The following is a 25,026-nucleotide window of genomic DNA, read 5'->3' as shown; positions in this document are numbered from 1 at the left end:
TGCCGATAGTGCGAGCGCGGCCTATTCAAAGCGAAGACTCAGTGTCTGCCACCCTCCTGCAGTTTCGCCAGGACCTGGTCGAGCGCGAAGCTGCCGGGCCTCTGCCGCGGCGGGAATTCGACATAGGTCTGCAGGTGTTTGGCGACATAAGCCTGTGCCGGCACGAGCGCGAAGGCGTGCTCGACACGCCATCTGTCGTATTCCCCGGCGTCCGTCTGCGCCCGTTCGAACGGGTCGCCCTTGATGTCGAAAAGCTTCGGGAACCGCAGCGGAATCAGCGGGTTCTCCCACACGGCCAGTCCTTCCTCGCGCTGCTCGAGGAAGACCATCTTCCAACGTTCGTAACGCAAGCCGGCGAGATTGCCGTCATCGGTCCAGTAGAAGTATTCGTGGCGCTTGCCTTCGCCTTCGCCGGCCAACACGTCGCGTTGGTTGTAGCCGTCCAGATGCACCTTGAACGTCTTGCCAGCAGCTTCGTATCCGTTCAACAGCTTGGCCGTCACGTCTGGTTCGCCTGCGGCTGCGACCAGCGTCGGCACGAAATCTTCGTGTGACGTTATGTGATTGATTTCGGTTCCGGGCTTGATGACGCCCGGCCAGCGCATCATGCACGGCACGCGGTAGCCACCTTCCCAGTTTGTGTTCTTCTCGCCTTTGAAGGGCGTGGTGCCGCCGTCCGGCCACGAGAAAACCTCCGCGCCGTTGTCGGTCGTCCAAAGGACGATGGTGTTGTCGGCGATGCCGAGGTCATCGAGCTTGCCCAGAAGCTGGCCAACCATGCCGTCCATCTCCACCATGGCGTCCGCATAGATGCCCAAGCCGGTCTTGCCCTTCGAGGCCTCCTTGAGAAACGTGTAGATGTGGGTCCGGGTCGAATTGAACCAGCAGAAGAACGGCTTCCCGTCGGCGTTCGAGCGGTCGATGAAGTTGAGCGCGCTGCCGAGGAACTCTTCGTCTACAGTTTCCATGCGCTTCTTCGTCAGCGGACCGGTGTCCTCGATCTCCTGTTTACCCACCCGCCCGAAGCGCGGATCTTCGGTAGGATCGTCGGTTGCACTGGCCTTGCATTTCATCACGCCGCGTGGACCGAACCTGGCCTTGAACTCGGGGTTCTTCGGGTAGTCGGGATGCTCAGGCTCGTCCTCGGCATTGAGGTGATAGAGATTGCCGAAAAACTCATCGAAGCCGTGAACGGTGGGCAGATGCTCGTTGCGGTCGCCGAGATGGTTCTTGCCGAATTGCCCGGTAACATAGCCCTGCGGCTTGAGCAGTTCCGCAAGTGTCGGGTCTTTCTCCGACAGCCCTTCCTTGGCACCCGGCAGGCCTACCTTCAGCAGGCCGGTGCGGAAGCAGGATTGGCCGGTAATGAATGCGGCGCGCCCGGCTGTGCAGGACTGCTGGGCATAGTGGTCGGTGAAGATCGCGCCCTCTTTGGCGATCCGATCGATGTTCGGCGTGCGATAGCCCATCATGCCCCGGTTGTAGGCGCTGAGGTTCCAATAACCGACGTCATCGCCGAAAATGACGAGGATGTTGGGTTTTGCGCCGGCTGCTTGAGCTTTCGCGCTCGTGGCTATTCCCGATGCGACAGCCGAAATGGCGAGCACAGATCCTCCGGTCAGCAAAATGTCGCGCCGGTTCGGTTGTCGGTCTGGATTCGCCTGCTTGTCACTCATCTGACGTCCTCCTTTGACTGTACCGCTTTTCCAGGATGAGCCGAGTTTTCGGTTCCCTGGCATGCTCCGCGTTCTGTCGACGAGACGAAACTGGTGGCAGGACGCTTCAGACATGCCCCCGACAAAATCGCCCTTCGTGAGGTTCGCCTATTGCCGCTCGGGGCGGAAGGTAATTAACGGTAACCTACGGACGGAATCCGCTCGGTTGCATCGAAAGCGGGCTATCCAGGATACGGTCTAGCTCGACGGGACAAATGACAGTAGGGAGATCCAATTCCCGGCGCCGATATACCGCGCAATGGCCTTGGGTCGGATCGGGAAGACATTGCGGGTTCTTTGAGGACCGCTGCCACAAGCGTGTCAATCCTCGGCCATCGGCAGATACAGCTTCACCAAGCAACAGTCCGACTGCGTAACTTACATACTGATACTGGCACCATCAAAAAGACTATGCGCATTCTAGCGCATAAGGGGTGGCGCAATGGCAGCAAAAGGCAAAACTCGTGGCAGGGAGCTGTGATATTCGGCGGCAAGCGACGCCTGCCGCATGCCGAATTTGCGATCCGCAAATGAGGCATTCCGCGACAGTAGGGTGTGGACGGTCGACACCGACTTTTCCTTCAGTTAAGCGACGGGCGCAGCCTGGGTGGATGCCATGGCCGGTCTTCGTGGAAACTATTCGGTCAGGCCCGAGGTCGACCGGTGGGGCTCGTCGGCGCCGGCGAAGCCGACATCGACTGGGATGTCGCCGGGGCGGTCGGCTATCGTTTCAACGATCGCATCTCATCGGTCATCGGGTACCGGGCACTGGGCGTCGACTACAGCAACGACGGCGGTTTCCTCGATGTCGTGCAGCAAGGTCCGATTCTGGGACTCGTGGTCCGGTTTTAGCGGCACAAAGAGTCCGATGGATTTTGATTGCGCCCGTAGCTTGCAGCCACTCTGCCCGGAGACGTAGCATGCAGCCAGAACAGGGCCCATAAATGGGGCGAGGAGCCAATATGTGCAGCTGCGGCATTCAAAACTCGAGGCACTCATGAATTACAAGCTACGGCTCGGGTTCTTGCCAGTTGTCGTCGTGCTCTTGCTAGCGCTCTTGCAAGGAACTTCGCTAGCTCAACAGCCCTCCCCCGACCTTCCGCCCGAAAAGGCAAAGCAGTTCCTCGAGCTTTTGTCCGATCCGCAACTAAAGGCATGGCTCGAGGGAAAGATTCCAGCGGCCACGGACGAGCCCGGCCTGTCCATTTCCGAGGACATCTTGAGCGTGGAGACGGGTATTCGTGCCCGTATCGGTGCGCTCGGCGCCGCGATCCCGCGCCTGCCGGAAGAATTTTCGCGAGCCGCCGAAATTGTCTCGCGTGACGTGAACTCCGGCAGGCCAGGGCTGGTCATGGGCATCCTGGCGGTCCTGATCGCGGTCGGTTTCGGAGCCGAGTGGGCGGTCCGACGAGCGCTCGCCAGGACGAGGGGCGCGGTTGCTCAGGAAGACGCCGGACAAGCGGTCCTCTTCGAGACTGTCGCCCTGCTGACTTTTGCGCTCGCCAGCGCCGGTTCGTTCTTGGCGCTCGGATGGCCACCCTTGCTCCGCAGGATCATTCTGACCCTGCTTCTTGCGTTCATCGCGTTCCGTATCGTTCGGGCGGCAGCCCGATTGCTGTTTGCGTTCGGCGGTGCGCCAAGCGCCCCCTCGGACAGGCCGACTCGGCTTTTCGAAAGTGAGGCTTCGACCCGTTTCTGGCGGTGGCGTGTCAGCCTTATGGCCGGGTTCCTGCTGTTCGGCTGGGCGATCGCCAGCCTCATGCCTGGCCTGGGCTTCTCTCAAGAGGCTGCAGAGCTCGCCGCCTTCCTGTTCGGGCTTGGCGTTCTGGCGACCGCAATCGAGGTCGTCTGGCAACGGCCCGACGGGGGAGGCTCTCTGGTCAAGCAATGGTTTCTCACCTTGTTCCTGATCGTGCTCTGGATGGCTTGGGTCGCCGGCCTGCTCGGCGTCCTGTGGCTTGGGATTTTCGCCCTGGTGCTGCCGACAGCCTTGCGCGGCGTCGGCGCCGCGGCACAGGCTTTCGCCGGCAGATCGAAGCGCAGCGGCGCGATGGGCGTCGCACTCAACGTGCTCATTGTCAGGGGCGCCAGGGCGGCGGTCATTGCCGCGGCGGTCGCATGGCTCGCCCATATCTGGCGGATCAGGGCCGCGAGCCTCGCCGCCAGCGAAACCGGCGGCTTCCTGATAACCGGGCTGCTCCACGGCATCATCATTTTGCTGATCGCCGACCTGCTCTGGCAACTGTCGAAGGCCTTGATCGAATATCGCATGAACCTCGCGCAGGCGGATGGGAGCAGCGCCGACCAGCTGGCCCGCAGCGGCCGGCTGCGCACGCTGTTGCCGATATTCCGCAACGCCCTTGCCGTGTTCATAGCCGCGGTCACCGTGCTAACGATCCTCGCTGGGCTCGGCGTGAAGATACTCCCGCTGATTGCCGGCGCCGGCATCTTCGGCATCGCCATCGGCTTCGGCTCGCAGACCCTGGTCAAGGACGTGCTGAGCGGCGTGTTCTACATGATGGACGACGCCTTCCGGGTCGGTGAATACATCCAGAGCGGCAGCTACAAAGGCACGGTCGAATCCTTCAGCCTGCGGTCGGTGCGTCTGCGGCATCATCGCGGCCCCATCTATACCGTCCCGTTCGGTGAACTCGGGGCGGTCCAGAACATGAGCAGGGATTGGGTGATGGACAAGATCACGATCGGCGTGACCTATGATTCCGACGTGGACCTGGCGCGCAAGCTGATCAAGAAGATCGGCCAGGAGCTGGCGGCAGACCCAGAATTTGCGGCTGACACGATCGAGCCGCTCAAGATGCAAGGCATCGACAATTTCGGGGACTACGCGATCGTTCTCAGGATGAAGCTGATGACAAAGCCCGGGACCCAATTCGGCATCAAGCGGCGCGCCTTCATGATGATCAAGAAGGCCTTCGAGGAGAACGGTATCAAGATCGCGGTTCCCACCGTTCACGTCGAGGGTGGCGGGGAGACTGCGGCCGCTGCTCATCAGGCAAACCAAATCCTGAAAAAGAGCAAGGCCCCCTTGGAGGCGGTGAGCGACACGCCATAGAGCTGCGCGGTCCTGTCCACGTCATTCGAACTCGGCCTCACCTCTCTGAGAAAGGCATAAAGCGGGGCGAGCATCCACCCACGGGTCAGAGCCTTCCTGCGGATCGGATCGCTGCTCGGATTTCATTGTACCCATGGGGTCGCTCCACGCCCGCTACATGAACATAGAATCAAAGCGCTCAATGCTCCAGAACGCTGCGATCGTCCCGATGACATAGGCTGAGGCGACAACCGCCTGCCGCGGCAATTCATAAACGCGCTGGACTAGATGAATGGCGACCAGCACGACGGCAATAAATATCAGCTGGCCAAGTTCGACGCCGACGTTGAATGAGAAGAGCGCCAGCGGGACCATGGGATCCGCGCCCATGGCCAACCGTATCCACTTGTCACGGGACGAGTTCGATCTCGCCGGGCTGCCAGGTCTTGTCGAACCATGGCTGCAGCGGACCATAGAGGCGAAGAAGAACGTTCCAGCCCTTGCCGGGAACTGTCTGGATCCAGTTGGCCTCATGGCCTTCCGGCGCCGTGGGGCCGAACCAGACATCGACCGAGGAGTCCGCGTTGATCACAATGTCTTTCTTGTCGCTGCCGATGCTGGGGAATTGCTGGTCCGTCTGCAGCATCGAACGCGTCTGATTGTCATACAAGACGAACGACCAGAAATTCTTTGCCGGAATGTTTGGCGGCAGATGCACCTTATAGGTCTTGCCGCCATCGAACGGCTTGCCGTCCTTGTCGGTCGTGGCGCCTGCGTACTGCGAACCGATGCCGACGCGCTTTATCGCCATGGCCGGCGTGATGCCCGTCGCATAGTAGTGGAACAGGACACGGGCATCCAGATAGCGAACGCCGGGCTGCAGAAGGAACTCGTAGCTGCCGCCGACAAAGCCGGTGAACCAGGCACTGTCCGGATAGTAGTAGGCATCCTTCATGCGGGTCTTGAAGGTGATGGTGCGCGCCGTCGCATTGCCGACGGCTACGGCTTCGGTGAGGATCTTTTTCATCCGCTCGTCCGGCGCGAAGGGTTTGCCTTTTACGATGCCGATGGCGGCGAGTTGTCCCAACACTTCCGGGTGATAGGACTCCTCCGGCTCGTATTGGACGATGTCGTTCACTTCCTCGTAGAAATGAAAATCATTGGCATGGATGGTGTTGAACTCCTTGCCGGAAGAATTGATGATCTTCATCGGCGGCGGGTTGTCAGCTTCCGAAAGAGGATAAACCTTGGCGAATTTCCTGGTGTTTTCGACAGCAGTGGCGGTACTGCCGTTCTCGAGGAAGCCGCGCCAGAAGAACAGGTTTCCGTAGGTTGACGTCTTAAACACGAAATAGCCGTCAGGTATCTCGCCTTGGTAACCCGGCGGCAAAAGCAGGTATTTTCCGCCCTTGCCCTTGTCCGGTCCGGCATTGCCGACATCGCCGATATATTGGAACCAGTGGTTGTCGATCATGCCCAGGATATTGGGCGGTGTCTCGATGACCAGCGGGCCAGCCTTGGTGTCCAGCCACATCAAATTGTAGATGCTTTCGGTGTTGGCCGTCAGGAACAGCGAATGCGAGTCCGCCAGGTTTTCGAACACCAGGATGGTCTGGTTGTTGTCGGCTCCCTGGCTGGCAAATCCAACCCGCATAGCTTCGACGGATGCACCAGGCATGGCGTTGAGAAAAGCGTCGACGCCGCGCATGAAATCGAGGTTGTCGTAGATCTTCTCCGAAGTGGCGTCATCCGGGAAGCCATCGAAAAAATTCAGTTTGCCAATCCTGGTGTCCACACTCTCCGGCGTGACGATGGAATCCGGTATCGGCGTCGTCATCTTCATTTTCGGCGCTTCGGCGGAAGCGGTGCTCATGCCGATCAGTACCACCGCGGCGGTGGCGCAAAGCAGTCTCGTCGTGCGTGCAGCGGTCGCAGTGGAGCCGGCCAATTTCAGGTAGTGTTTCATGGCTTTTCATCCTTCACAGTGGTTCAGGCCGCGGGGCGGCCGGTCTTCTCATTTTTTCGGGAACAGAAGCGTCCGGTCCATCAACCGACGGATCGGGAACCGACGCGCTGCGCTGAAAATGCTTTTCTTGCCTTTTGGCCGATACTCGCTGGCATTGCGCCACGTTATTCAAAGCAACTTAGGCTCGGCATTCGTGCCGTGCCAGCCGCAGTATGTAAATTACGTGGACCAACCCGTAATTGACGAAAAACGAGGCGCGGGCGGTCGAAACCTCAACACGCGAGGGTACGGTGATCCGGGCGGATGCCTCCGCAGAAGGAAGTTCAATTCCCTGCGCGGAAAGACTGTCGTGCCCAAGTCCACCGGATCGCGGACGGCATACCGGTGGGCCTCGTTCCCAAGGCCAGCGCTGGAGCACGCGTTTGCCTTGGATGGTCGGGCGATTTCCTAACTATGCGACTGCCTGGGCCCTGCTGGCTCAGCGGCTCGATCGCGGACTTGATCCGACTCGGCGCGAATGAGCGCCAGAACAATGAGCCAGACCGGCAACACAACAATCAGGCAGGTCGTTTTGAGGAAGGAGCTTGTCGCATGTTTGAGCCTTCCTGTCTTGGCAGGCGGCGCACGATCCGCCTGCCCCAACACCAGCCAAGCAAAATCCGGCGTTTCCTTTAGCCAGCCGGACTGTACCAGATCGGCGAGGTGTACGCGCGCTCCTGCATCTCCATCGTCGCTTCCGGCGGCATATTTACGCCGAAATATTTGGCGTCGTAGGCCGTCCAACGCGGCGTCGGGATTTCCAGCACGCGGCCGTAATAGAACGCCCGCTGCGTCGGATCGAACTCCGGATCGGTCCAGACGGCGACCAGTTCCGGGGCGCCTATCGTGTTGGTCCAGGTGGCGTCGGCGACATCGACTGTGCTGCCGACAGCGGGCACCTTGCCGTCCGCGCCCGGCTTGCGATCGCCCGACCACGCAACGTCGTAGACCTTTTCCTGCACCTTTCCGGTAGCATCCAGCCATCCCTTGACGATTTGATAGCGATCGAGGTTTGCGCCGATCGGATCCTTCAGCGCTGCAACCAGGAAGGTCGGCGCCTTGCCTTCCGGCGCGGCAGTGAGATCGCCACCCATCGGTACGCCCTTCGTATAGCCGATGAGAGCAGGGCTGCGGGTATTGGCGTCGGCTTCAACGAAATCGAAGCCGCCGAAGAGCCGCACCAGCATCCGCGATCCGGTCGTGGCATAAGTCTCCCGGCGTGCCATCGCGTCGAAGATCGCCTCGCGGGTGTTCTCGGTCGCCCAGACCGCCGCGTAGCCGGAAGCGGTCTGCTCCCAGCCCATAATGGTCGCCTTCTCGGTCTTGACGAACGGGTGCGTGGCGCGGGCCGGCCCCGGCTCGCTGCTAGATGTCTTGCCGAAGAAATTGTCCTCCTCGACTGCGGCAAGCCCGGTATGCGCGTCGGTCGAGCCGACCATGCCGAACTTGTAGGGGTTCACCCCGAGCTCCTGCTCCAGCTTGAGCCCGTTCTTCAGCGCCGCGCGCGCATATTCGAACTCCAGCATATCGGGCGTCTTGACGACGGTCAGGTCGAGATTGCCCTTGTCCCAGCGCTCGAAGCTGGCGAATTCGTCATTTGGTGACAGGAAGGGGTGCGTTTCGCCGTCGCCCTTGATCTGTGTAGCCTCGTAGAGACGCTCCCATTTGGCGCGCGTCTCCGCATATTCGCGGTCTATCGGCTTGTCGACGCCCGGCTCGATCATCGGGAACATGCGGCCATTGGAAAGGTTGCCATTATGGGCGATGGCGAGCACGTCGCCGCCGGTTTTCTCCTCATAGGCCGCCATCCACTTCCACAGGTCGCGGGGATTGTCGCTGCCCGGTGCGAGCACGGTGAAGGGTACGATCTGGCGGGCGAGATCGCCATTGTCGCGGAAAATGACGTTGCGATGCAGGTTGTTGCCGCCCGTGTTGGAGGTCCATTCGTAGCCAATCACAGCAGTGAAGCGGCCTGGATCGTTCGCCTCCTCCGCCGCGTCAATGGTCTCCTGCCATGCCGAGCGATAGGGGGCGGAGTCGGGCGAATAAAGCAGCGGCCCGGTGAGTTGCCCTGCCCCGAAGGCAGTGATGAGCTCGATCGCGGCAGTGGCGCCCTGGCCGGACTGGATCATGTCGTACCACCGTCGTCCCTTGGGGTCCGCCACGATATCAGGCTTGCCGGCCAACAGGTCGTTGAAGAAGCCCATATTGTCGGAATGGTCGGTGACGACCAGGAAATCGAGCGGCCGCGACAGTTTCACCAATTGCCCGGAGGATGCCATCACCTCCTCACCTTTGCCGAAGCGATAGGCATCGCGCGGTCCAAGGCGCGCACCGAAGGCGCCGGCATCGAAGGAGAAGGATGTGTGGGTGTGGGTGTCGCCGAACAGCGGCCGGGTCGGGAAGTTGCGCCCGGCCCAGGGAGAATAGGGCCGTTTGGCCGGATAGAGCTGGTCGGCGGTTCCCTTGTCCAAGGAACCGGAATCCAGCAGGGTATCCTGCGCCGCAGCGGGCAGCGCGCCTGTCAGGCTTGCTGTTCCAAGAGCGGCGACCGAAACAAACTGCAAAAGTCCGAACGTTCTCATCATAGTCCTCCTCCAACTGTGGTGCATGCCCAAGCCAATCATTCCCTGGAAAACTTGGTCATCGGAGACCACCAGACCGCGTGAACACGGCCTTGGAACTCCTGCCTTCATCAGCGCTTGAAAGGTACATGGCGATCGCGAAACGCGATGCTTCGTCCAGGCCAACGCCCGCATTCAGGATTTCACGCAGCCGGGGCACGAAACGAACCACTTTCCAATCGGACAGGTCATTTGCGACATTCCCGGCAAGCTCGGGGTGATGCGCGAGCAGGCGACCGTAAGCTTCGACGATTGCGGACCGCAGTTCGACTGCCCCGCCCGTCCCCTGTACCGACAATGCTTTGACGATTTCGAGCAGCTCAGCATGACTTCGGCCCGGCTCGACAAAGTATTCTTCCGCGAGCCGCGTCACCCCGTCCGCGCCGGTCATCTCGATGAGCGCAGTGGCATAGGCACCGAGGTTGATCGTCAGCCCGTACTCCGCCGCGGTCTTCAGTTTTCCGCGAACGAAGGCGATGTCGTCCGGGCGGTCCGACATGCCGAGCATGAGGATGTAGAGCCCATGCCATTCGACATGAAACAAGTCGTTGACAATTCGATAGATGTCGTCGCGCGCAACACTTGTTTTGAGATCGCGCAGCGTTGCGTAGGGCGCGCGCGCGACCTCGAGGAAGGCCAGTTCGGCGAGCCTGCGATCTGCGTGCCGGAGGTAAGTTGCGAAGAACACCGCGCGTTCGGCCAGCGTCTTCGAGCTCTTGTCCCATTGAGCCACCTGGCGCATTACACTTTGATACTCGCGCCCCGCCATGCCAAGCGCTCTCCAGGCCCCGCCGGGACCGTTCTGGACAAGAATAACCTGGAGAGCCGGATACAGCTGGAGCGCGCGGGCCGTCGTCGAATCGAGGAACAGAGGGATGGCGCTGCCGTCGTAGCGTCCCTTGAATGTTTCCAGCACTGCGTAGGAGAAAGGTCTTGCCGGGTTCTCGCGCGCGAAGACCGCCGTGCCGCTCCCGACAACCTGGTCGGCATTCGTCACCTTGGGATAGGGCATACAGAGCACACAAGCATGCGCCGGCGTCGCGGTCAGCAGGAACGCCGCGGCAATCATGTATATCAGCGATGCCAGTGCTGCGCTTGTCAGCCCGGTTCGCCGATCCCTGCGCGAGGTGTTCATATGCCGCCCTTCCCGACAATCTCAAAGGTCGCCACACGTTCGATCACCCAGAACATTGCAATCGTGCCGATAGCGTATGGCGGTACGAGATCCAGCCAGGCCGGCAGCGATCGCCTGCGAACCCCCAGTGCGACCAGCGCAAGCACGGCTCCGACAAAAAGAAGCTGTCCGACTTCCACTCCGAGGTTGAAGAACAGCAGCGCAACGGGAATCTGTCCCGCCGGCAGTCCAATCTCGCCAAGAGCGCCGGCAAAACCGAAGCCATGCAGGAGCCCGAAAGCAAATGCCACCAACCAGGGTGCTCGAGCGGCTAAACTTCTGCGCCCCTGCCGTACGTGGACGATCTCGACGGCGACGAACGCGATGGACAACGCAATCACCGCCTCGACCGGCGGCGAAGGGATGTGAACAAAGCCGAGCGTCGCCAGCGCGAGCGTGATGCTGTGCGCAACGGTAAAGGCGGTGACCGTCTTGACGAGCCGCCACGAGCCCTCGGTGATGATGAGCAGGGCAAGCACGAAAAGCAGATGATCGAAGCCTGACAGAATGTGCTCGACGCCAAGTTTGAAATAAGTGGCGGCCGTAAACCAGCGGCTTGGAGTTGCAGGAATCGTCGCTTCCGGGGCGCCGGGCGTCAGCCGCTCGATCCACACGTCGCCGCTGGCGAACTCGACGCGCACGAGCGCATCGGTCATCGTGTTTTGCAGGCCGTCAATCGATACCACCTGGCCTTCCAACGGCTCGACCGCGCGCATCTGCCAGGTCTGCACCATTGCGTCGCCGGTCGGGCGCGAGAGGACCGGCGTGAGGTTCTCGACCTTGCCCGAGAATGCTGCAGAGAGCGCCAGACGCGCGTCACCCTGCATCGGTGTCTTGAACAGCACGCTGAACTCGTTCGGCGCCTCTTCCTGAACGCTGAGGTAGGCTGGGCGCACCTCGTGGGCCGAGGCACCCTCCGAGAACAGCATGGCGATGGCCGCTGTCAGCACGACCAGCCGAACGCACTGCCTCGCGGCGTCGGCACCTCGGACGAGTGCAGGCCATTTGGTCAGCGGTTTCATTGCGTGGCCACTTTCGGTGCGGGCTCGGGCCCCAATCCCGCTTTCGTGGTGTCGTCCAGCTCGACGCCATACTTGTTGCGCAGCGCAATCAGATAATCGCGGCTCAACTGGGTCTGCTTCGCAGATCGCCACTCAGAAAGGACCGCATCCCTGACGGTCTCGAAGGGCTTCAGCGCGGTCGCTGTACGCTGTGTGACGAGCACCAGATGAAAGCCATAGCCGGATTTCATCGGCCCCTGCCATCCGCCGGCTTCGAGTGCAAACACCGCGCGCGCAAAATCGGCACCGAACATTCCGGACAGCGCCAACTCGTCGGTATCGGCGAAGCCGTCGCCGAACGGCGGCCGGTCGCCCGCGGTCGAACTGTCCTCCGTATTCGCTGACAGCGCGCCCAGCACGGCGGTCGCGTCCGCCGCGGCATCCTTGCGATGCTCCGGGTTGAAGTAGACCTGCCTGAACGAGAGTTTTCCGGGCGTCTCGAAGTGTGCAGGGTTGGCGGCATGGAACTGCCGCAATTCCGCTTCGGTCGGCTCGGCAAGCTGGGCCGTGTCCTCGACAAGGAATTTCAGCTTTTGCGCCAGGCGGCGGCGGATGATGGTGTCGTCCTGCTCAAGGCCCATCTCCTGCGCTTCGCGCGCCATCACTTTCTCATTCAGCAGATCGTCGACAAGACCCTTGAGCTCATCGGCGCTTGGCTCACGCAGCCATTGGCTCGACCAGGTCTGCTTGAGCCAGCGCACGTCGCCTTCACCGATCCGGATCGGCTCGGCGGCTGTGGCTTCGATACGCCTGTCGTTCAGCCAGGAATAGCCGCCAAACAGGATCGCACCGATGACGGCAAAATGCAGCAGAGGCTCCCTGAGCAATATCATACGCTTTCCTGCGCCCCCTGCTGTCGCATCCATGGTTCGGTCCAAGACGACAGCATCTCGCATCAGAGCCATTCGAGTGTGATACTTCGAAGACTACTTCTTTCGCTCCTGCATGGATGGTAGGCCCCAAAGATCCGGAGCGGAATGTAATTTACGTGGGCAAGCACGTAACAGGGCAACAACAAAGCCGCTGCTGAGCGTGTGAGTAGTCGCGCCAAAATTGCGGTGAGCATCGATTGCGAGCCGATCACGTCGCACGACGATGCTCTCGCTCCGGCGAATTCATCAAAAATCCGGCACCAAAGGGACCGTGGAGAAGATTTCGATACGATCAGTGACACTGTGCAATTCGAGCGGTTCGTAGCACAGTTTTGCCGAGCCATTTAGGGCCGGAGACGAACCTCGAGATTACGCCGCGCAGGCCAACCGAGGGGCTACTTCTTGCAATCTTTTGTGGCGGAGCCAACGCATTTCTTGCCAGCACCCGATTTCTGGCTGGCCTGGGAACCCGTCAAGGCGCCGATGTGATTGCCCAAATTTTCTCTGCTGTTTTGATCGACGGCTGCAACAGGTGCGGCAATCACCAACCCTGCTGCGCTGCCCGCCGCTGCCGCCACACCGGTCGTTGCGTGAATGATCGTGTCGCCGAGGCCTATCCTGTTGTCGGTCAACGTCTGGCCGCCGGCCATACGCGCCCCGATCAGTTGCACGACCTGCGGTGACGAGGCGAACTTGCCGTGATGCAAAGGATCTCCGGATTTGACTTTCGTCAGATCGATGACGGTTATGTTGTTGCTGGCGAGATCTTCCTTGTATGGAGCTTGTTCCGGATCAATCGATCCGAGCCGGGGGATATCGCCCCAGACCCGTCGCGAAACTTTGAGCGCGCGATCGTCCTGCGAGACAAAGAGGGTGAACTGCGGGTGCTGTTTGCCCATGTCGGCAATCTGAGTGCGAAACACATCGACGTCGACGTCTGGCGCGGCCAGCATGACGTTCTTGAACTTTTTCGGAAGGCCGCCATTGCGGATGGCCATCTGGCGCAAGCCTTCCAGCGCAAGCCAGTTGCCCATCGAATGGGCGAGGATCGAAACTTCCTTTATCTGGGGATCGCGTGCAAGGTATTGGAACAGCAGTTCAAGCGCATTTCGCGTGTAGTTGGTGCTTTCACGATCGTAGCCATACGCCAGCGCACTGCCTCGGGAGGGCCAGGTGACCAGGATCGGGACGCTCTGCGTGTCCGTGTCCTTTGCGATCTGCGCAAAGCGATAGACCGCGTCTTCAAAGCGATTGTTGAATCCGTGAATAAAGACGAGGACACTGTGATCCGGGCTCTTCCTGACAGAAGCGCTAAGCCACCCCTTTGCTGTCTGGAGCGTCAATTCCTGGGCCTGCACGACGGCGAAATCAGTCGCCGGGTTGGACGGCAGCTTCTTGGGCCATGCGACCTCTCCAACCTTGCGGACCGATGGCGGAGGGATCGACACCGTGATTTCGGCGAACGAGGGGGCCAGTCCGCGCTCGCCCGTATACATTTGTGCCGGATTGGAGGAACGACTGCGTGTCGTTGCGACCAGCATCTCCACCTTGCTGGAGGACGGCGAGGTATCGGCCACGGGCAGCAGCACATTCGTCGGACGGGACGCGCACCCCCACAGCAGGCCAACCAACGCCGATGCCAACAAGACGTTGCTGACACGCCTGACTTTGGACGGGCTCACGAAACAGTTCCCCAAACTCTTCTCCCGTTCGAAGTCGTCCCAGGCTCAGATATAATCAGAACCGAAATCTGGCGCCGATGATTGGTCCCTGCATTGCTATGTCGAACACAAATCGGTCGTCGTCGTAGTCTACGGCAAGGTAGCGATAGCCCGCTTCCAGCGTGACCCAATCACTGTACCGGTATTGAAGCGTGCCCTGCACTTGCCAATCTATGTCGGCGCCAAGGCCGAAGCCACCGACATCCGCCTCGCCATGGAGTCCGAATCCGTTGCCGAGAGCAACGTCGCCGGCCACGCCAATAATGGGGTCGACCCAGGTCTTGCTGCCGCGGGCCTCCCTTACGGCGAGAGGGCCAGTAACGGTCAGATCAGCATCGAGGTGCCAGAGCCGTCCGCCGGCCAGAACGTCCAAGGTCGCGGTGCCATTGTCGACGACCCGATAGGAGCCGCCGAAGGTCCACACCACCGTGTCCATGTTCGCTTCGGCCGAGAAAAGAGCCAACGGGCCGGGCGACGTGCCATCGGCCTCGAGTCCCAGGTATATGAAGTCGGTGAACAGTGCGTAGCGGCCATTGCGCGCCTCACCGGCAAGCATGACCGGCGGGGGAGACCAATCGATGTGGTCAAAGATCTGGCCGAAATCGACGTCGATATCGACCGGCGACAGGCCCCTGACGCCGACCCTGCCCTTCATGCCTGCCATCCAGAAATAGGGCTTTGCGGCGAAGGTCCAGGCCGGCGCGGCTTCAGCAGGCACGGGGGCGGCTTCAGGAAGTTGCGTCGCAGCGTCCGCAGCGATCGCCGGCACCGCAAACAGCGCTGCCGCTGTTCCCGCCGAAGCCAACACGAGCGCTCGGATGATACCCATATCGAAGTCCCCTCCAGTTCCGTCTTTTACTTCATGTCCGCTGCGATCGTCTTGCACCCGCAGTGACAACATATCTCTATTCGCGCCGCTCAGCTAATGGATATCGGTTTCCGATCGTCTTTCATGTCGACAGCGGTTCATTTGTTGCTGTCACGGACGGACAGTGCCGGGCCTACTTCGGGAACTGCAGGCTGATTCCCGTGCGGAACCCGAAGCTGTCGGGGCTTACCGCCCAACACCGCACGCAGGTCGATTGCCATTCCAAGCCAGCCTCCGCTTAATTCCGGCGTGGCGGCCAAGGAATGATATGCGGTTTCCGGGCGGCATCCGCGTGCAGCACCGCTCCGACCTCCCCAACCAATCGATCCACCAGTTCCTTCCATTCGGCTCGTCTGGCCTCGCGCAATGCCGGCGGGACCTTGTCGATCCTCGAGAGTGCGAGTTCCGCCTCAGCAAGTTCCTCGCAAATATCCTGAAAGCCCTCACTTCGGCCCATGAGCCGATGGATCGCCAACTCAAATTGCGGGAACCGACGCACCGCCGCCGAGACCGCTCTTTGTCTATCAGCCGGTTCGTCGTCCATCCTCATGGCGCAAATTCGTGTTTCCCTGGACCACCGTAACCTATCGCATGGAGGCTGTTGCGGAATGTAAGTTACGTGGGCAACAGGGTAATTTTTGAACATCCCGTAGCGAGTTCGATCGGCGCCAACTCTAAAAAAAGCCGCAAATTCCAACCCCGCTGCCGGTGAGGTCGCCTGACTATCGATCCGTTGTCATCCGCCTCTGCATTGCGTGAACCGCCGCCGTCACCCGGATGTTACCCGTTCAGACTATTAGGGGAGTATTGCAAGAACTGGCTCGCGGATATAGATTACGCACCAGAGGTAACCGGCGAAAAAAGAAAAATATAACTGGGAGTAAATCCTCCCAGAACGTCAGGTGAGGGAACCAAGGTGATCCGGGCCGAACCAGCCGCAGGGAGGGAACATAGGCTCGCCCCAGAGGATTGTCGTGCCCAGCTTGGCCGGATCCTCAACAGCGCGGACTTCGATGCAACCGGTCGCGAGCGCCGCTTCCTCAGCCATGTGGTGGAGGAGACGCTGGCGGGTCGCGGTGATCGTATCAAGGCCTATTCGATCGCAGTCGAAGTGTTCGGCCGTGACATGTCCTTCGACCCGCAGACGGATCCGATTGTCCGCATCGAGGCTGGCCACCTCCGGCGCGGGCTCGAGCGATACTACCTGACTGCCGGACACGCCGATTCTATTCTCATCACGATCCCGAAGGGCGGTTACGTTCCAGCGTTCTCGGTGCGATCGCCTTTCGAGACCATTGAGCCGGCCTTGCCGGTCAACCGGGCAGAAAAAGTCGCGCCCCCTGGCCGATGGATGAAGGCATCATGGCTGACGGTGGCTCTTGCGGCAATCGTCGCGGCATTGGCTGTTCTGGCATTGGGATTGGCGAGGAGCGACGTTCGCCCGACTTCGCCTGAGATCCCGCGACTGCTGGTCGAGACGTTTGACGACCTTTCAGGAACGGAAGCCTCCAGGGCCATCGCGAGTGGATTGAGGCAGGAAGTCGTCAGCCAGCTTTCCAAGTTCAAGGATATCGTGGTCGTGGAGTCGGCCGCAAAGGGGGAGGATCCATCGATCTCGCCGGCACGATTTGTCCTGGCCGGAAGCGTGAACATGTCGACCGATGCCTTCCGGCTTCGGGTCCGGCTGCTCAACCCGGCGGACAACTCGGTTCTGTGGGCAGAAAGCTATGATGGCGGGTTGAAAGTGGCGCAGCTTGTGGAAGTCCAGACCGACATCGCGCGTAATGTGTCATCGAGCCTGGCCCAGTCATACGGCGTCATCTTCCAGGCAGACGCCAATCTCCACGTCGTCAATCCGCCCGACGATTGGGCCGCCTACTCTTGCACGCTTTCTTTTTACGCATATCGGGTCGGTGTCGATGCAGAAAGCCGGTCATCGGTACGCGCGTGCCTTGAGAAGGCGGTGGACCGCTTTCCGACCTACGCCACCGCCTGGGGTCTTCTCTCGCTGATCTACATAGACGACTACCGATTCGAGTTTTCAGCCGACCCCGCAGAGTCCGCCGCTGCGCTCGATCGCGCCTTGGCGGCGGCAAGGCGATCTGTGGGGCTTGATCCTGTCAACATCCGGGGACGCCAGGCGGAAATGGTTGCGCTCTATTTCCACAAGGAGATCGATGCCGCATTGAAAGTGGGCAAGCAGACTTTGACCATCAACCCGAACGACACCGAGTTTATGGGCGAATATGGAGAGCGCCTGGCGGTTTCTGGAAATTGGCATGACGGATGCCAGTTGATAGCGGAGGCGCGTCAGAAGAACCCAGGGCCAGGCTACTATGACGTGGATCTGGCCCTTTGCTCGTATTTCAGTGGGGATTATACGCAGGCAGCTATGTGGATCAACAAATCGCCATTTCCGTCGAATCCGATCTATCATTTGCTTGCCGCTGCCGTTTTCGGCGAGGGAGGATACAAAATCGCGGCTGATCGCGAGGTCGCATGGCTGAACCAAAATCAACCTGATTTGGTGAAGAACATGCGCCAGGTGGTTTCGGCGCGGTTGGCCCGTTCGCAAGATGTCGAGTTTTTCCTCGGCTCGCTAAGGAAAGCGGGCCTTGGCATCGCAGACGACTAAGAAGTCAGCGGCGCCCGCCCCTCACCTGCCCTGCGGCGAAGCCGGCATCAAAAACAACGAGATCTGGATGGACGGAAGTGTTCGTTCGAATGATGCCATTGCGTTGTCTTGAGCGCAGGTTTTGCTCAGCCAGCACAGCGCCTCCTCTTAAGCCCGCTGGTCTTGGCCCGGCGGCCTGCTGACAGTCCCCAGTAGAGCTGCCGGGCCACTCGAACTTGCTCAATGGAAGGCGCGGACTTCCAGGATCAGAACCAACAAGCACACCAGAGGCATCATCTTTGGCGAGTTGCTGCATCATTGAGCACTTGCCAATGAAGAACGCAAAAAAGCCCCGCCGCTCCATTTGCGAAGCGGCGGGGCCCCCCACTCGCCCCCCATCAATGCCCATGCAATTGCGGTGCCAGACATGTTGACCCATTGCGGCGCACCTTTGATGCCACGACGGCCTGTCGCAGTTGCGAGGGCTGTATCGAGCCGGTCGATGGAGTATCGACTTTTTTGCCGCAAAAGCTTTCCCGCCGGAACGCTTGCTCGTCTGGATGGTTGGTTGGGATGCAGGAGATGCAGGCGTGGCCAAGAAGCTGTCAATCGCGCAAACGTTGCGACGAACCTCCGACCAACTGAAGAGGATCCGCAAACACGTCGCCAATGGCGGTCATGTGGACCAGATGCAAGAGGTCGACGCCTTGGTAGGCCTCGCCAAAGAAGTGGCCGACCGGCAGTTGGCCGGGTTTGAAAGCCCGGCAGATGAAAATGATGGCTCTGCGCAAGACGATGACGATGCAAAGGACTGAGCGTTGTCGACCGGCTCGTGACATTCCGCGATAACGGAATTACTTGATTTGCCAAAATCGGTACTATCCAGCGGCGGCGGACCCCCAATCCGCCTGGCCGGCGCCGTCAAGCGTTCTTACCCCACGCCCCCCAAGCGGCGCCGGCCGCTCGGTTGCGCACCCTCGTGTCCGGCCCCGAGGGCATGCTTTTGCGCAACATGCATTGGACCAGGAGACGCGCGGGTTTGACGGGTTTTTTCTGCAACTTGCGGCGATCTGTACACGCGCCACGCAATCGGCAGATTCCCATCGCTCTCGGTGGCCTTTAATACCCGATCTGCGATATCGCAGCGGATAATGGGATCGTCTGTTAGATGATCCATTGGATTCTGTGGATTCTGTTTGAAAAACATCTCCGCCCCCGCGCTTGGCGCTGAGAATGCTCAACGGATACCGCTTTGAACAGTCGTCAAATGACGACCACAGACGGATTTATGCGCCATCCCACGACGCACGTTGGCGTAATTGCGTGGAGGCGAGACGCGGATCCTGCCGGTGGTCGGTGCAACAGAAGCTTGCAGCCGGGAACAACCACTCGACGGTTCGCGTTTGTGCAAAGGCCCGCTTCTTTTGCACGGGCAGCGAGCCTCGAAGGTTCGCAATGCCGCACCGGCGTTTCAATCGCACCCGCCTCAGCCCTCACGATTTGGCTATTTGTGAACGCGTGTACGATCAGGTTTGCGCAGATGAACACATCGACCCTTTGAGCCGGGATGCCGAAGCCTTGGCGGTGATGATTGTCGCAATATTCCGAAACATTACGACCAGTGAGCGCGAACTGCTGGAGGAGGTCAGGTCGCTTCGTCGTCCAAAGGGCGCAGAACAGGCGCGCTAGCTTGGCGGCTTTCCCTGACGAATCGTTCTTGTCCCGCTTTGGCACAGCCGGATTGGCATCGTAATTGCCTTTTGAGTCTCGCCAGAGTGTAGCCACAGCGCTTGCGAAGGAGATGGAAATGGGTTTGGCCGAAGACCTGTCTGATGTTGCCCTCACATTTGCTTGTCCGGATTGCTCGCATCCGGCGGTAAGGAAGGGCTCTGCGCTGAAAACGATCGCCCACTTCAGATGCGACGGGTGCAACGCCAAGGTGCGGATCACTTATCCGCAGAAACTGGCGATCTTCGAAAAGCACAAGCTATTGACTGCGCATGGGGCATGGCAATAACTCAACGCTGCTTATGCGGTTAAGAGCCAGGTTCGACTTCCCTGTGATTCCAAAGGGTTTTGGCGAATTGATGAATTGATTTGGAAGATGACGGGGACCCCGATCGCCCGGAAACAACTTGGCCGAGCATGTCTGCGCCATGAACTTATTTGACGGAGGCCGAACGCCATGGTTGAACCGCAGCTCATCGCCTGCAAGGGCGCCTCCGATCGTATTCAACTCCAGGTGGTTTGAATTTGACCACGGCAATTGAGGACATTTTTCGGCCGCTTGCATTAACCGCGCGGTTGCTTGTCCAGTGCTGGCCGCAGCTATTGCTTGTCGGCTGCCTGGGCATGATCGCTCGTGGTCTGCTGCTTCAGGGCGCCGTTACGGTCGGCCTCCAATTCCCGCTGGGCGGAATGGTCATGCTGTCGCTGGTGGTCCTCGCCAAGCTGACGGTGCTGGTCATGATGTTCGTGGTGCTTCGGCCGCATATGCCGGCGGTGGCGGCACTGAGGCAAAAAGCCAAAAAGGCATTGGACGAGACGAAGCGCGAGCCGGTCCTGGCGATTACCGCCGCTGCGATCCTGCCGTTCTTTGCCTATTATGCCGCCTGGGGTTTTCTTGGCGATACGGTTCGCGAATATTCGCGCATGGCGCTCGCCCAGGCCGATTTCGGCAAGAGCGTCGACATCTTCGCCATTCTTCAGTCAAGCGGCGTGGCACTGTCGATCGTCATATGCTGGCTGGTGCGTTTTGCCGCCAAGCGACTGAACGCGCGCGCCTCTCACCCCTACTGGCGGCTGCTGATCGTGGCGACGGACGCGACCTGGATCTTCATCGGCCTCTATGCGCTCGGCGTATGGAAGGACCAGTTGATCCGCTGGCTTGGCGCAGGCGCCGCTCTGCAACAACTCAGCCTCGATTTGCTTGCGCCGGTAAGTCAGGCGGCCGCGGCCGGCCAGTTCGTTCCCGTGGAGTTCCAGCCGCTTCCCTTCGGCGAGCAGCTTCAGAATCTATTCTTTTTCGCGTTGCTGCCGATCGTCTGGCTGGTGATGGCGGCGATCATCAACGGCTATGAGCTTGCGGCGCCGGCCGCTTCCGGTCCTGCGCCATCCCGTGCGACCTCCTGGCAGAAGTGGCTGAAGGATTTCACGTCTCATTTCGTTGGCGGCTACCGCAGCCGCTATTCACCGGTCTGGACCTGCGTCAAGCTGACGCTCAGTGCCGGCCTGGCCACGCTTGTCACCTTCGTCATCGCCTATCAGGCCATCTCCTGGGCCGGCGCCTGGGCATGGTATGGCCTGACGAGGCTGATCGGAGCGCATGATCTCGGGACCTGGCAGGTCTTCGCCGATGCCATCAGCCTGTTCATCGGCAGCCCAAGCGAACTCGACGGAGGAATCCTGCTCGACGCGGTCAGGGTCGCGCTGCTTGCAGCCGTGCTCGAAACCGCAGTCGCGATGGCTGGCGCAGCGAATGGCGTCAGGTCCGCGGCTCGCTGACGCTGAGATAACTCGGCAGCGCCGAGTAGAGGGCGATCGACAGCCTGAGGCCGCTCGCCGCAGGTGGGATCGAAAAGCTGGCAGCCATCCGTGCCGGTTTGCCGGGCTCCGTCGCCGCGAATGCCATGCCGCCGCACTGGGACCGTTGCTCGGCCTCCGGATACTGCTTCCTGACCACCGGATCGGCAAACAGGGTTGGCCGCCATTCGCGACCGCTGCCATCGGAAAGCCGCACCTCGCAAGGTACCGAGCCGAGCGCTTTCGGGTCAGCAGCGAGAGCTTCGAATTCGGCAAGCACGACGGCGCTTCCCGCGCTGCCTGCCAGTCTGGTGAAGCGTGTCACGGTCCAGCTGGCGCCGGCATAGTCGATCGGCTGTCCCAGGCTCGCAGATAGCGGCTGGCGCAGATGTTGAGAGCGCCAGTCCTTGATGCTTCCCCACGTCTGCACGGCCAGCGCGGCAGGCAGTGCGACCACCAGCGCCATCATGCTCAGCCAGTAGCCTCGCCGCGTTGACGTCACCTTTGCGGGAGAACTGTCCATGGCGGCCTTTCTTCGTTGCGGCGTATGATGATAGCCGGCTCGATGTCCTTGCCGGAAATAGTCGTGGCGATGCGGATCTCGTCGTCGAGCGGCAGCAATTTTGTGGGTGCGACCACGACGGTGCCGCCGGCGACGGCATCCTCCGGCACTTCGAAGACCAGAAGGACCCGGCGTGGCAGCCCGGGCTGGTAGACATCGCCCGGCATCATTTCGATCGTCGCCCACAAGCGGTCGGTCAGGACATAACGGATGCCGCTGCGGCTCAGCCACTCGCCCGATGTGAGACCCAGGGTCTTGAATTTCGCCTCGGCCTCGCCTTCGACCACAACCCATACGCCGGAACTCGTGTAGGTCTTTGACTTGCCGTAGGTCTCGACGTTGAGAACACGCGCCACCCTGGCGCTGTCCAGCGAAAGCGCGAAGGCGCGGGCCTCCACACGCTTGTTCATGCCGCCCGAAGCGACGATCGGCGATGTAATGTCGCTGTACAGCGGGCGCGTGTGCTGCATGCCGTAGAGCACGGCGGCAGCCAACAGCAGCGCCAGCGCCGAACGCACCATGCGCATCATGGCGCCTTCTCCACCGGCAGATCGACCGTCGCAACCGGATCACGTTCGAACCACCCGCTTGCGCCGTAGACATTGTCACGCAACTTGTAGATCTGGCCGGTGACGGTGATCGTCACCTTGTCGGGCACGGGCACACCGGCCGGCCACTCCCAGGCCATGGTCAAGCGTTCCGGCATGTTGGGGTTGAAATATCCCGCCAGATACTTGTCACGCTCGAGATAAACCGTTGGCGTCGGCAGCTTTTGCGCCGGCGCGCCGAGCGTGACGGCGCGATGGAGCACGTTGTTAGGGGTGGCGGAACGGTTCACCACATCCATGTCCACCATCACAAGCTGCACGGGCCGCGATGGCGGAACGCCTGTCGGCGGCACGGTTCCGGCACGTGCCGTTCGCAAGGTCACAAACCAGCGACCGGCGTCGATTTGCTGGCCCGCCTGCACAACCGGCACCTTTGGCGGATGGGCAGCCTCGTAGAGCGTCATCGAAAACGAGATTGCCGATGCGGCCAGCCCGCCCAGGCCTGCGATCAGAAAAGCATACAGCCGTTGCCGTATTGTCGTTCGTGTCGGTTCCGTCATGCGCCGTGCGGTATGCGATGGTCCTCGGGCCAGCCTTATACGATGCGAAAATGATTTGTTACAACAGCAGTGGCAGGCATCTCCAAAGGGGTTCAGCGCAGGCCACCAGCCGCGCAATCGGATCGTGGCCCGCCCGGCCAGTGTTCAATCTCCGCGGCTGACGCCAAGAGCGGCATTGGCGCCGGGCTCGGCTCGGCGCCCCCTCACCTTCTTCACTTGTCAGACCACACGGCCAGCTCGTAGCCGTCCGGATCGGAGAAGTGGAAGCGGCGGCCGCCCGGGAAGGAATAGGCGGGCTTGACAATCTTTCCGCCGGCTTCCTCGACATGGCGCTGGGTCTCGTCGAGCTTGTCAGCATAAAGGATCACCAGCGGCCCGCCTGCCGCCTTGCTTTGGCCGCCGAGAGCGAAGCCGCCGGTCAGGCGGCCGTCGTTGAACTCGCAATAGCTCGGCCCGTAGTCCTTGAAGGACCAGCCGAAGGCCTTTCCCTAGAAGTCGCGCGAGCGCGCGATGTCGCCGACGGAAAACTCGACATAATCGATGCGCTTGTCGTTGCTGGATTTGGCCATGATCTTCTCCTTTCGCGGTTTTTGGAAGCTCAGCGTTCGAGCATTGCCTTCAGGCTGTTGAGGTCGCGCTGCACGGCCTCGGCGTCGGCAGCGAATATCTCCTCCGTCATGTCCGGCGCTCTCAACAGCACGAACATGACCTCCGCGCCGGTCCCGTTGGCAACCACGCGCACCGCATTGCGGGTTTCCTTGCCATCGGCAAAGACGATGTGATCGAGGACGCTGTATTCGTTCGGCCGGGAGAAGCGGATGCGGATGGGCCGGCCGTCGGGGTCCTCCGCAGTCCATTCCTCGCCCGATCTTTCGAAGCGCCTGCCGAGGCCTGCCGCCCAGCGCTGGAAATTCTCAGGGATGGAGGCGAAGTCATAGACTTCGCGCCAGTCCCGGTCGATGGACACGGTGACGATGCGGGATCTGTAGATGGTCATATCTGCCTCCTTTCAACGAAGGCAGACTAGGCCGAGTTGGCGGTGGCGTATTGAACGAAACGGCCAGCTCAGGCGCCGAGCTGCCACAGAACCGTCGCCGGCGAGAAGCCCGACAGGCGCCGCACCTCGCGCGTCAGATGCGCCTGGTCGGAATAGCCCGCCTCGAACGCAAGATCGGCCAGGCGCGGCCCGGCAGACTGCCGCGCCAGGTTCAGGAACCGCTGGAAGCGGAGGATGCGGTCGAGCGTCTTCGGGCCATAGCCGAAAGCCTCCTGGCAGCGGCGGCGCAGCGTTCGCGGGCTGACGTCGAGCCGGTCGAGGATCACCGCCATGCCCGGACCGGCGGATTCGGTTTTCAGCGCGTTGAAGGCAAATCCCATGTCCGCAGGCGGCGGCTCGACATCCGGCGCAAGCCTGCAGAGTGCCGCTTGCATCGCCCGCATCCGCTCTATCGTCGAGGACGCCTCGCCAATTTTTTCAGCGATTTCGCGCGCCAGCGCTCCCCAGAAGTGGCTGAGCGCCACCCGGCCGCCGACGATTTCCGACATCGGCAGGCCGAGCCACCGGCTTGCCGCACCCGGTCGGAAGCGGGCGCCGATCACCGTAGAGCCAGGTGTCATCGCAGAGAGGGCAACCGCCACGTCGGGGCCTGCCACGACCAGATCGCCGTCGATCCAGGTGATGTCGACGCAGCCGTCGGGGACCACGGCCGACAGGCTCGCCGCGTCCGCTCGCAATGTATTGGACCAGGCACACTGGAAATGCCCTTCGAGTGCGGCCGCAGGATCGAACTCGCGGTACTCCCCGATTGCCCCGGCAAGGATTGGTGCCCCGGAAAGGACGGGTGTGTTGTCGTCAGACGTCACAAGCCTCTCCTGTGAGGAACACTTCAGGCGTCGTACTCTTCGGTCCCCGAAATCTATTGCGGTGGCGGTGCGCTTCAACCCTCCTCTGCGCTTCAACCCCTCGTTTGGGACCTGCACTGTGAGCGGGCGTCTGCGGTGCAATGCGTCCTGACGACCGGGGCGTCGTTCGATTGACAGCTTTCACCGGCTGCTGGCGATGTCGCCCGCGATAGGCAGTTTGCCGTCTTTATCGCCATGGAGCCTTGACGCACGGGAACCTTACACG

Annotated in this window: 21 protein-coding genes and 2 pseudogenes; 7 read left to right on the top strand and 16 right to left on the bottom strand. The window is 60.9% G+C overall.

What is annotated here, in order from left to right; translation table 11 throughout:
• Positions 1-38: 38 nt before the first annotated feature.
• Positions 39-1,676, bottom strand: coding sequence for an arylsulfatase (locus BLT09_RS04395; RefSeq protein WP_091591022.1), 1,638 nt, complete (start codon positions 1,674-1,676; stop codon positions 39-41).
• A 637-nt stretch (positions 1,677-2,313) separates the two neighbouring features.
• On the opposite strand from BLT09_RS04395, the pseudogene BLT09_RS04390 reads away from it, so the two are divergent.
• Both BLT09_RS04390 and BLT09_RS04385 read left to right on the top strand, forming a co-directional pair.
• A pseudogene (locus BLT09_RS04390) lies at positions 2,314-2,567 on the top strand (hypothetical protein); the annotation flags it as partial.
• Positions 2,568-2,712: 145 nt separating this feature from the next.
• Entirely contained in the window at positions 2,713-4,788 is a 2,076-nt protein-coding gene (locus tag BLT09_RS04385; RefSeq protein WP_091591020.1) for a mechanosensitive ion channel family protein, read from the top strand.
• Between the two features lie 153 nt (positions 4,789-4,941).
• On the opposite strand, the gene BLT09_RS34195 is transcribed toward BLT09_RS04385, so the two are convergent.
• The 9 genes from BLT09_RS34195 to BLT09_RS04340 form a co-directional block, all read right to left on the bottom strand.
• Positions 4,942-5,157, bottom strand: a complete 216-nt coding sequence (locus BLT09_RS34195; RefSeq protein ID WP_091591018.1) for a HupE/UreJ family protein — start codon at positions 5,155-5,157, stop codon at positions 4,942-4,944.
• A 19-nt stretch (positions 5,158-5,176) separates the two neighbouring features.
• Positions 5,177-6,733 (bottom strand): DUF1254 domain-containing protein, encoded by a 1,557-nt coding sequence (locus BLT09_RS04375; protein WP_091591016.1) that lies wholly within the window; start codon positions 6,731-6,733, stop codon positions 5,177-5,179.
• Positions 6,734-7,404: 671 nt separating this feature from the next.
• Positions 7,405-9,360: a DUF3604 domain-containing protein gene (locus BLT09_RS04370; protein WP_091591015.1), complete on the bottom strand. Its 1,956-nt coding sequence runs from the start codon at positions 9,358-9,360 to the stop codon at positions 7,405-7,407.
• 55 nt (positions 9,361-9,415) lie between these two features.
• Entirely contained in the window at positions 9,416-10,531 is a 1,116-nt protein-coding gene (locus BLT09_RS04365) for a hypothetical protein (RefSeq protein ID WP_091591013.1), read from the bottom strand.
• Positions 10,528-11,499: a HupE/UreJ family protein gene (locus tag BLT09_RS04360; protein WP_167366356.1), complete on the bottom strand. Its 972-nt coding sequence runs from the start codon at positions 11,497-11,499 to the stop codon at positions 10,528-10,530. Before BLT09_RS04360 ends, BLT09_RS04365 begins: the two co-directional genes overlap by 4 nt.
• A gap of 89 nt (positions 11,500-11,588) precedes the next feature.
• A complete protein-coding gene (locus tag BLT09_RS04355) occupies positions 11,589-12,464 on the bottom strand; it encodes a peptidyl-prolyl cis-trans isomerase (protein WP_091591010.1) in 876 nt (291 codons plus the stop codon).
• A gap of 434 nt (positions 12,465-12,898) precedes the next feature.
• Complete coding sequence (locus BLT09_RS04350; RefSeq protein ID WP_413468406.1) at positions 12,899-14,149, bottom strand: alpha/beta hydrolase; 1,251 nt, start codon at positions 14,147-14,149, stop codon at positions 12,899-12,901.
• Between the two features lie 91 nt (positions 14,150-14,240).
• Complete coding sequence (locus tag BLT09_RS04345; RefSeq protein ID WP_139172496.1) at positions 14,241-15,125, bottom strand: porin family protein; 885 nt, start codon at positions 15,123-15,125, stop codon at positions 14,241-14,243.
• A 205-nt stretch (positions 15,126-15,330) separates the two neighbouring features.
• A complete protein-coding gene (locus tag BLT09_RS04340; protein WP_091591006.1) occupies positions 15,331-15,642 on the bottom strand; it encodes a hypothetical protein in 312 nt (103 codons plus the stop codon).
• A 501-nt stretch (positions 15,643-16,143) separates the two neighbouring features.
• Between BLT09_RS04340 and BLT09_RS04335 the strand changes: the two genes are divergently transcribed.
• The 5 genes from BLT09_RS04335 (at position 16,144) to BLT09_RS04320 (ending at position 21,210) form a co-directional block, all read left to right on the top strand.
• Positions 16,144-17,727 (top strand): hypothetical protein, encoded by a 1,584-nt coding sequence (locus BLT09_RS04335; protein ID WP_236473412.1) that lies wholly within the window; start codon positions 16,144-16,146, stop codon positions 17,725-17,727.
• Between the two features lie 569 nt (positions 17,728-18,296).
• A complete protein-coding gene (locus BLT09_RS33440; protein WP_139172494.1) occupies positions 18,297-18,521 on the top strand; it encodes a hypothetical protein in 225 nt (74 codons plus the stop codon).
• 640 nt (positions 18,522-19,161) lie between these two features.
• Positions 19,162-19,395 carry a hypothetical protein gene (locus BLT09_RS33435; RefSeq protein ID WP_027151722.1) on the top strand — a complete coding sequence of 78 codons (234 nt, stop codon included), beginning with the start codon at positions 19,162-19,164 and terminating at the stop codon, positions 19,393-19,395.
• A gap of 118 nt (positions 19,396-19,513) precedes the next feature.
• On the top strand, positions 19,514-19,723 hold the full coding sequence (locus BLT09_RS04325; protein WP_023801824.1) for a hypothetical protein: 210 nt from the start codon (positions 19,514-19,516) through the stop codon (positions 19,721-19,723).
• A gap of 335 nt (positions 19,724-20,058) precedes the next feature.
• Positions 20,059-21,210 carry a hypothetical protein gene (locus BLT09_RS04320; RefSeq protein ID WP_236473414.1) on the top strand — a complete coding sequence of 384 codons (1,152 nt, stop codon included), beginning with the start codon at positions 20,059-20,061 and terminating at the stop codon, positions 21,208-21,210.
• On the opposite strand, the gene BLT09_RS04315 is transcribed toward BLT09_RS04320, so the two are convergent.
• The 6 genes and pseudogenes from BLT09_RS04315 to BLT09_RS04290 form a co-directional block, all read right to left on the bottom strand.
• Positions 21,191-21,751, bottom strand: coding sequence for a hypothetical protein (locus tag BLT09_RS04315; RefSeq protein ID WP_139172492.1), 561 nt, complete (start codon positions 21,749-21,751; stop codon positions 21,191-21,193). The genes BLT09_RS04320 and BLT09_RS04315 overlap by 20 nt on opposite strands.
• A complete protein-coding gene (locus tag BLT09_RS04310; protein WP_091590998.1) occupies positions 21,727-22,320 on the bottom strand; it encodes a hypothetical protein in 594 nt (197 codons plus the stop codon). The genes BLT09_RS04315 and BLT09_RS04310 overlap by 25 nt, the downstream gene beginning before the upstream one ends.
• Positions 22,317-22,802 carry a hypothetical protein gene (locus tag BLT09_RS04305; RefSeq protein ID WP_139172490.1) on the bottom strand — a complete coding sequence of 162 codons (486 nt, stop codon included), beginning with the start codon at positions 22,800-22,802 and terminating at the stop codon, positions 22,317-22,319. Before BLT09_RS04305 ends, BLT09_RS04310 begins: the two co-directional genes overlap by 4 nt.
• Positions 22,803-23,110: 308 nt before the next feature.
• Positions 23,111-23,467, bottom strand: a pseudogene (locus BLT09_RS04300) (VOC family protein).
• 29 nt (positions 23,468-23,496) lie between these two features.
• The gene (locus BLT09_RS04295) at positions 23,497-23,895 is read right to left on the bottom strand and encodes a polyketide cyclase (RefSeq protein ID WP_091590995.1); all 399 of its coding nucleotides are present in this window, start codon (positions 23,893-23,895) and stop codon (positions 23,497-23,499) included.
• 68 nt (positions 23,896-23,963) lie between these two features.
• Positions 23,964-24,761, bottom strand: a complete 798-nt coding sequence (locus BLT09_RS04290; protein WP_091590993.1) for a helix-turn-helix domain-containing protein — start codon at positions 24,759-24,761, stop codon at positions 23,964-23,966.
• Between the last annotated feature and the right edge of the window lie 265 nt (positions 24,762-25,026).

It is taken from the genome of Mesorhizobium muleiense, from assembly GCF_900099905.1.
GTDB classification, from domain to species: domain Bacteria; phylum Pseudomonadota; class Alphaproteobacteria; order Rhizobiales; family Rhizobiaceae; genus Mesorhizobium; species Mesorhizobium muleiense.
This window is presented reverse-complemented; position numbering and strand designations above follow the sequence as displayed.

Excerpts from the sequence above, each read along its gene's own strand:
- BLT09_RS04395 (WP_091591022.1), bottom strand. The coding sequence starts at position 1,676 with ATGAGTGACAAGCAGGCGAATCCAGACCGACAACCGAACCGGCGCGAC.
- BLT09_RS04310 (WP_091590998.1), bottom strand. The coding sequence starts at position 22,320 with ATGATGCGCATGGTGCGTTCGGCGCTGGCGCTGCTGTTGGCTGCCGCC.
- BLT09_RS04340 (WP_091591006.1), bottom strand. The coding sequence starts at position 15,642 with ATGAGGATGGACGACGAACCGGCTGATAGACAAAGAGCGGTCTCGGCG.
- BLT09_RS04305 (WP_139172490.1), bottom strand. The coding sequence starts at position 22,802 with ATGACGCTCTACGAGGCTGCCCATCCGCCAAAGGTGCCGGTTGTGCAG.
- BLT09_RS34195 (WP_091591018.1), bottom strand. The coding sequence starts at position 5,157 with ATGGGCGCGGATCCCATGGTCCCGCTGGCGCTCTTCTCATTCAACGTC.
- BLT09_RS04360 (WP_167366356.1), bottom strand. The coding sequence starts at position 11,499 with ATGCTGTTCTCGGAGGGTGCCTCGGCCCACGAGGTGCGCCCAGCCTAC.
- BLT09_RS04345 (WP_139172496.1), bottom strand. The coding sequence starts at position 15,125 with ATGTTGTCACTGCGGGTGCAAGACGATCGCAGCGGACATGAAGTAAAA.
- BLT09_RS04315 (WP_139172492.1), bottom strand. The coding sequence starts at position 21,751 with ATGGACAGTTCTCCCGCAAAGGTGACGTCAACGCGGCGAGGCTACTGG.
- BLT09_RS33435 (WP_027151722.1), top strand. The coding sequence starts at position 19,162 with ATGCCGCACCGGCGTTTCAATCGCACCCGCCTCAGCCCTCACGATTTG.
- BLT09_RS04325 (WP_023801824.1), top strand. The coding sequence starts at position 19,514 with ATGGGTTTGGCCGAAGACCTGTCTGATGTTGCCCTCACATTTGCTTGT.
- BLT09_RS04355 (WP_091591010.1), bottom strand. The coding sequence starts at position 12,464 with ATGATATTGCTCAGGGAGCCTCTGCTGCATTTTGCCGTCATCGGTGCG.
- BLT09_RS04365 (WP_091591013.1), bottom strand. The coding sequence starts at position 10,531 with ATGAACACCTCGCGCAGGGATCGGCGAACCGGGCTGACAAGCGCAGCA.
- BLT09_RS04320 (WP_236473414.1), top strand. The coding sequence starts at position 20,059 with ATGATCGCTCGTGGTCTGCTGCTTCAGGGCGCCGTTACGGTCGGCCTC.
- BLT09_RS04385 (WP_091591020.1), top strand. The coding sequence starts at position 2,713 with ATGAATTACAAGCTACGGCTCGGGTTCTTGCCAGTTGTCGTCGTGCTC.
- BLT09_RS04375 (WP_091591016.1), bottom strand. The coding sequence starts at position 6,733 with ATGAAACACTACCTGAAATTGGCCGGCTCCACTGCGACCGCTGCACGC.
- BLT09_RS04370 (WP_091591015.1), bottom strand. The coding sequence starts at position 9,360 with ATGATGAGAACGTTCGGACTTTTGCAGTTTGTTTCGGTCGCCGCTCTT.
- BLT09_RS04295 (WP_091590995.1), bottom strand. The coding sequence starts at position 23,895 with ATGACCATCTACAGATCCCGCATCGTCACCGTGTCCATCGACCGGGAC.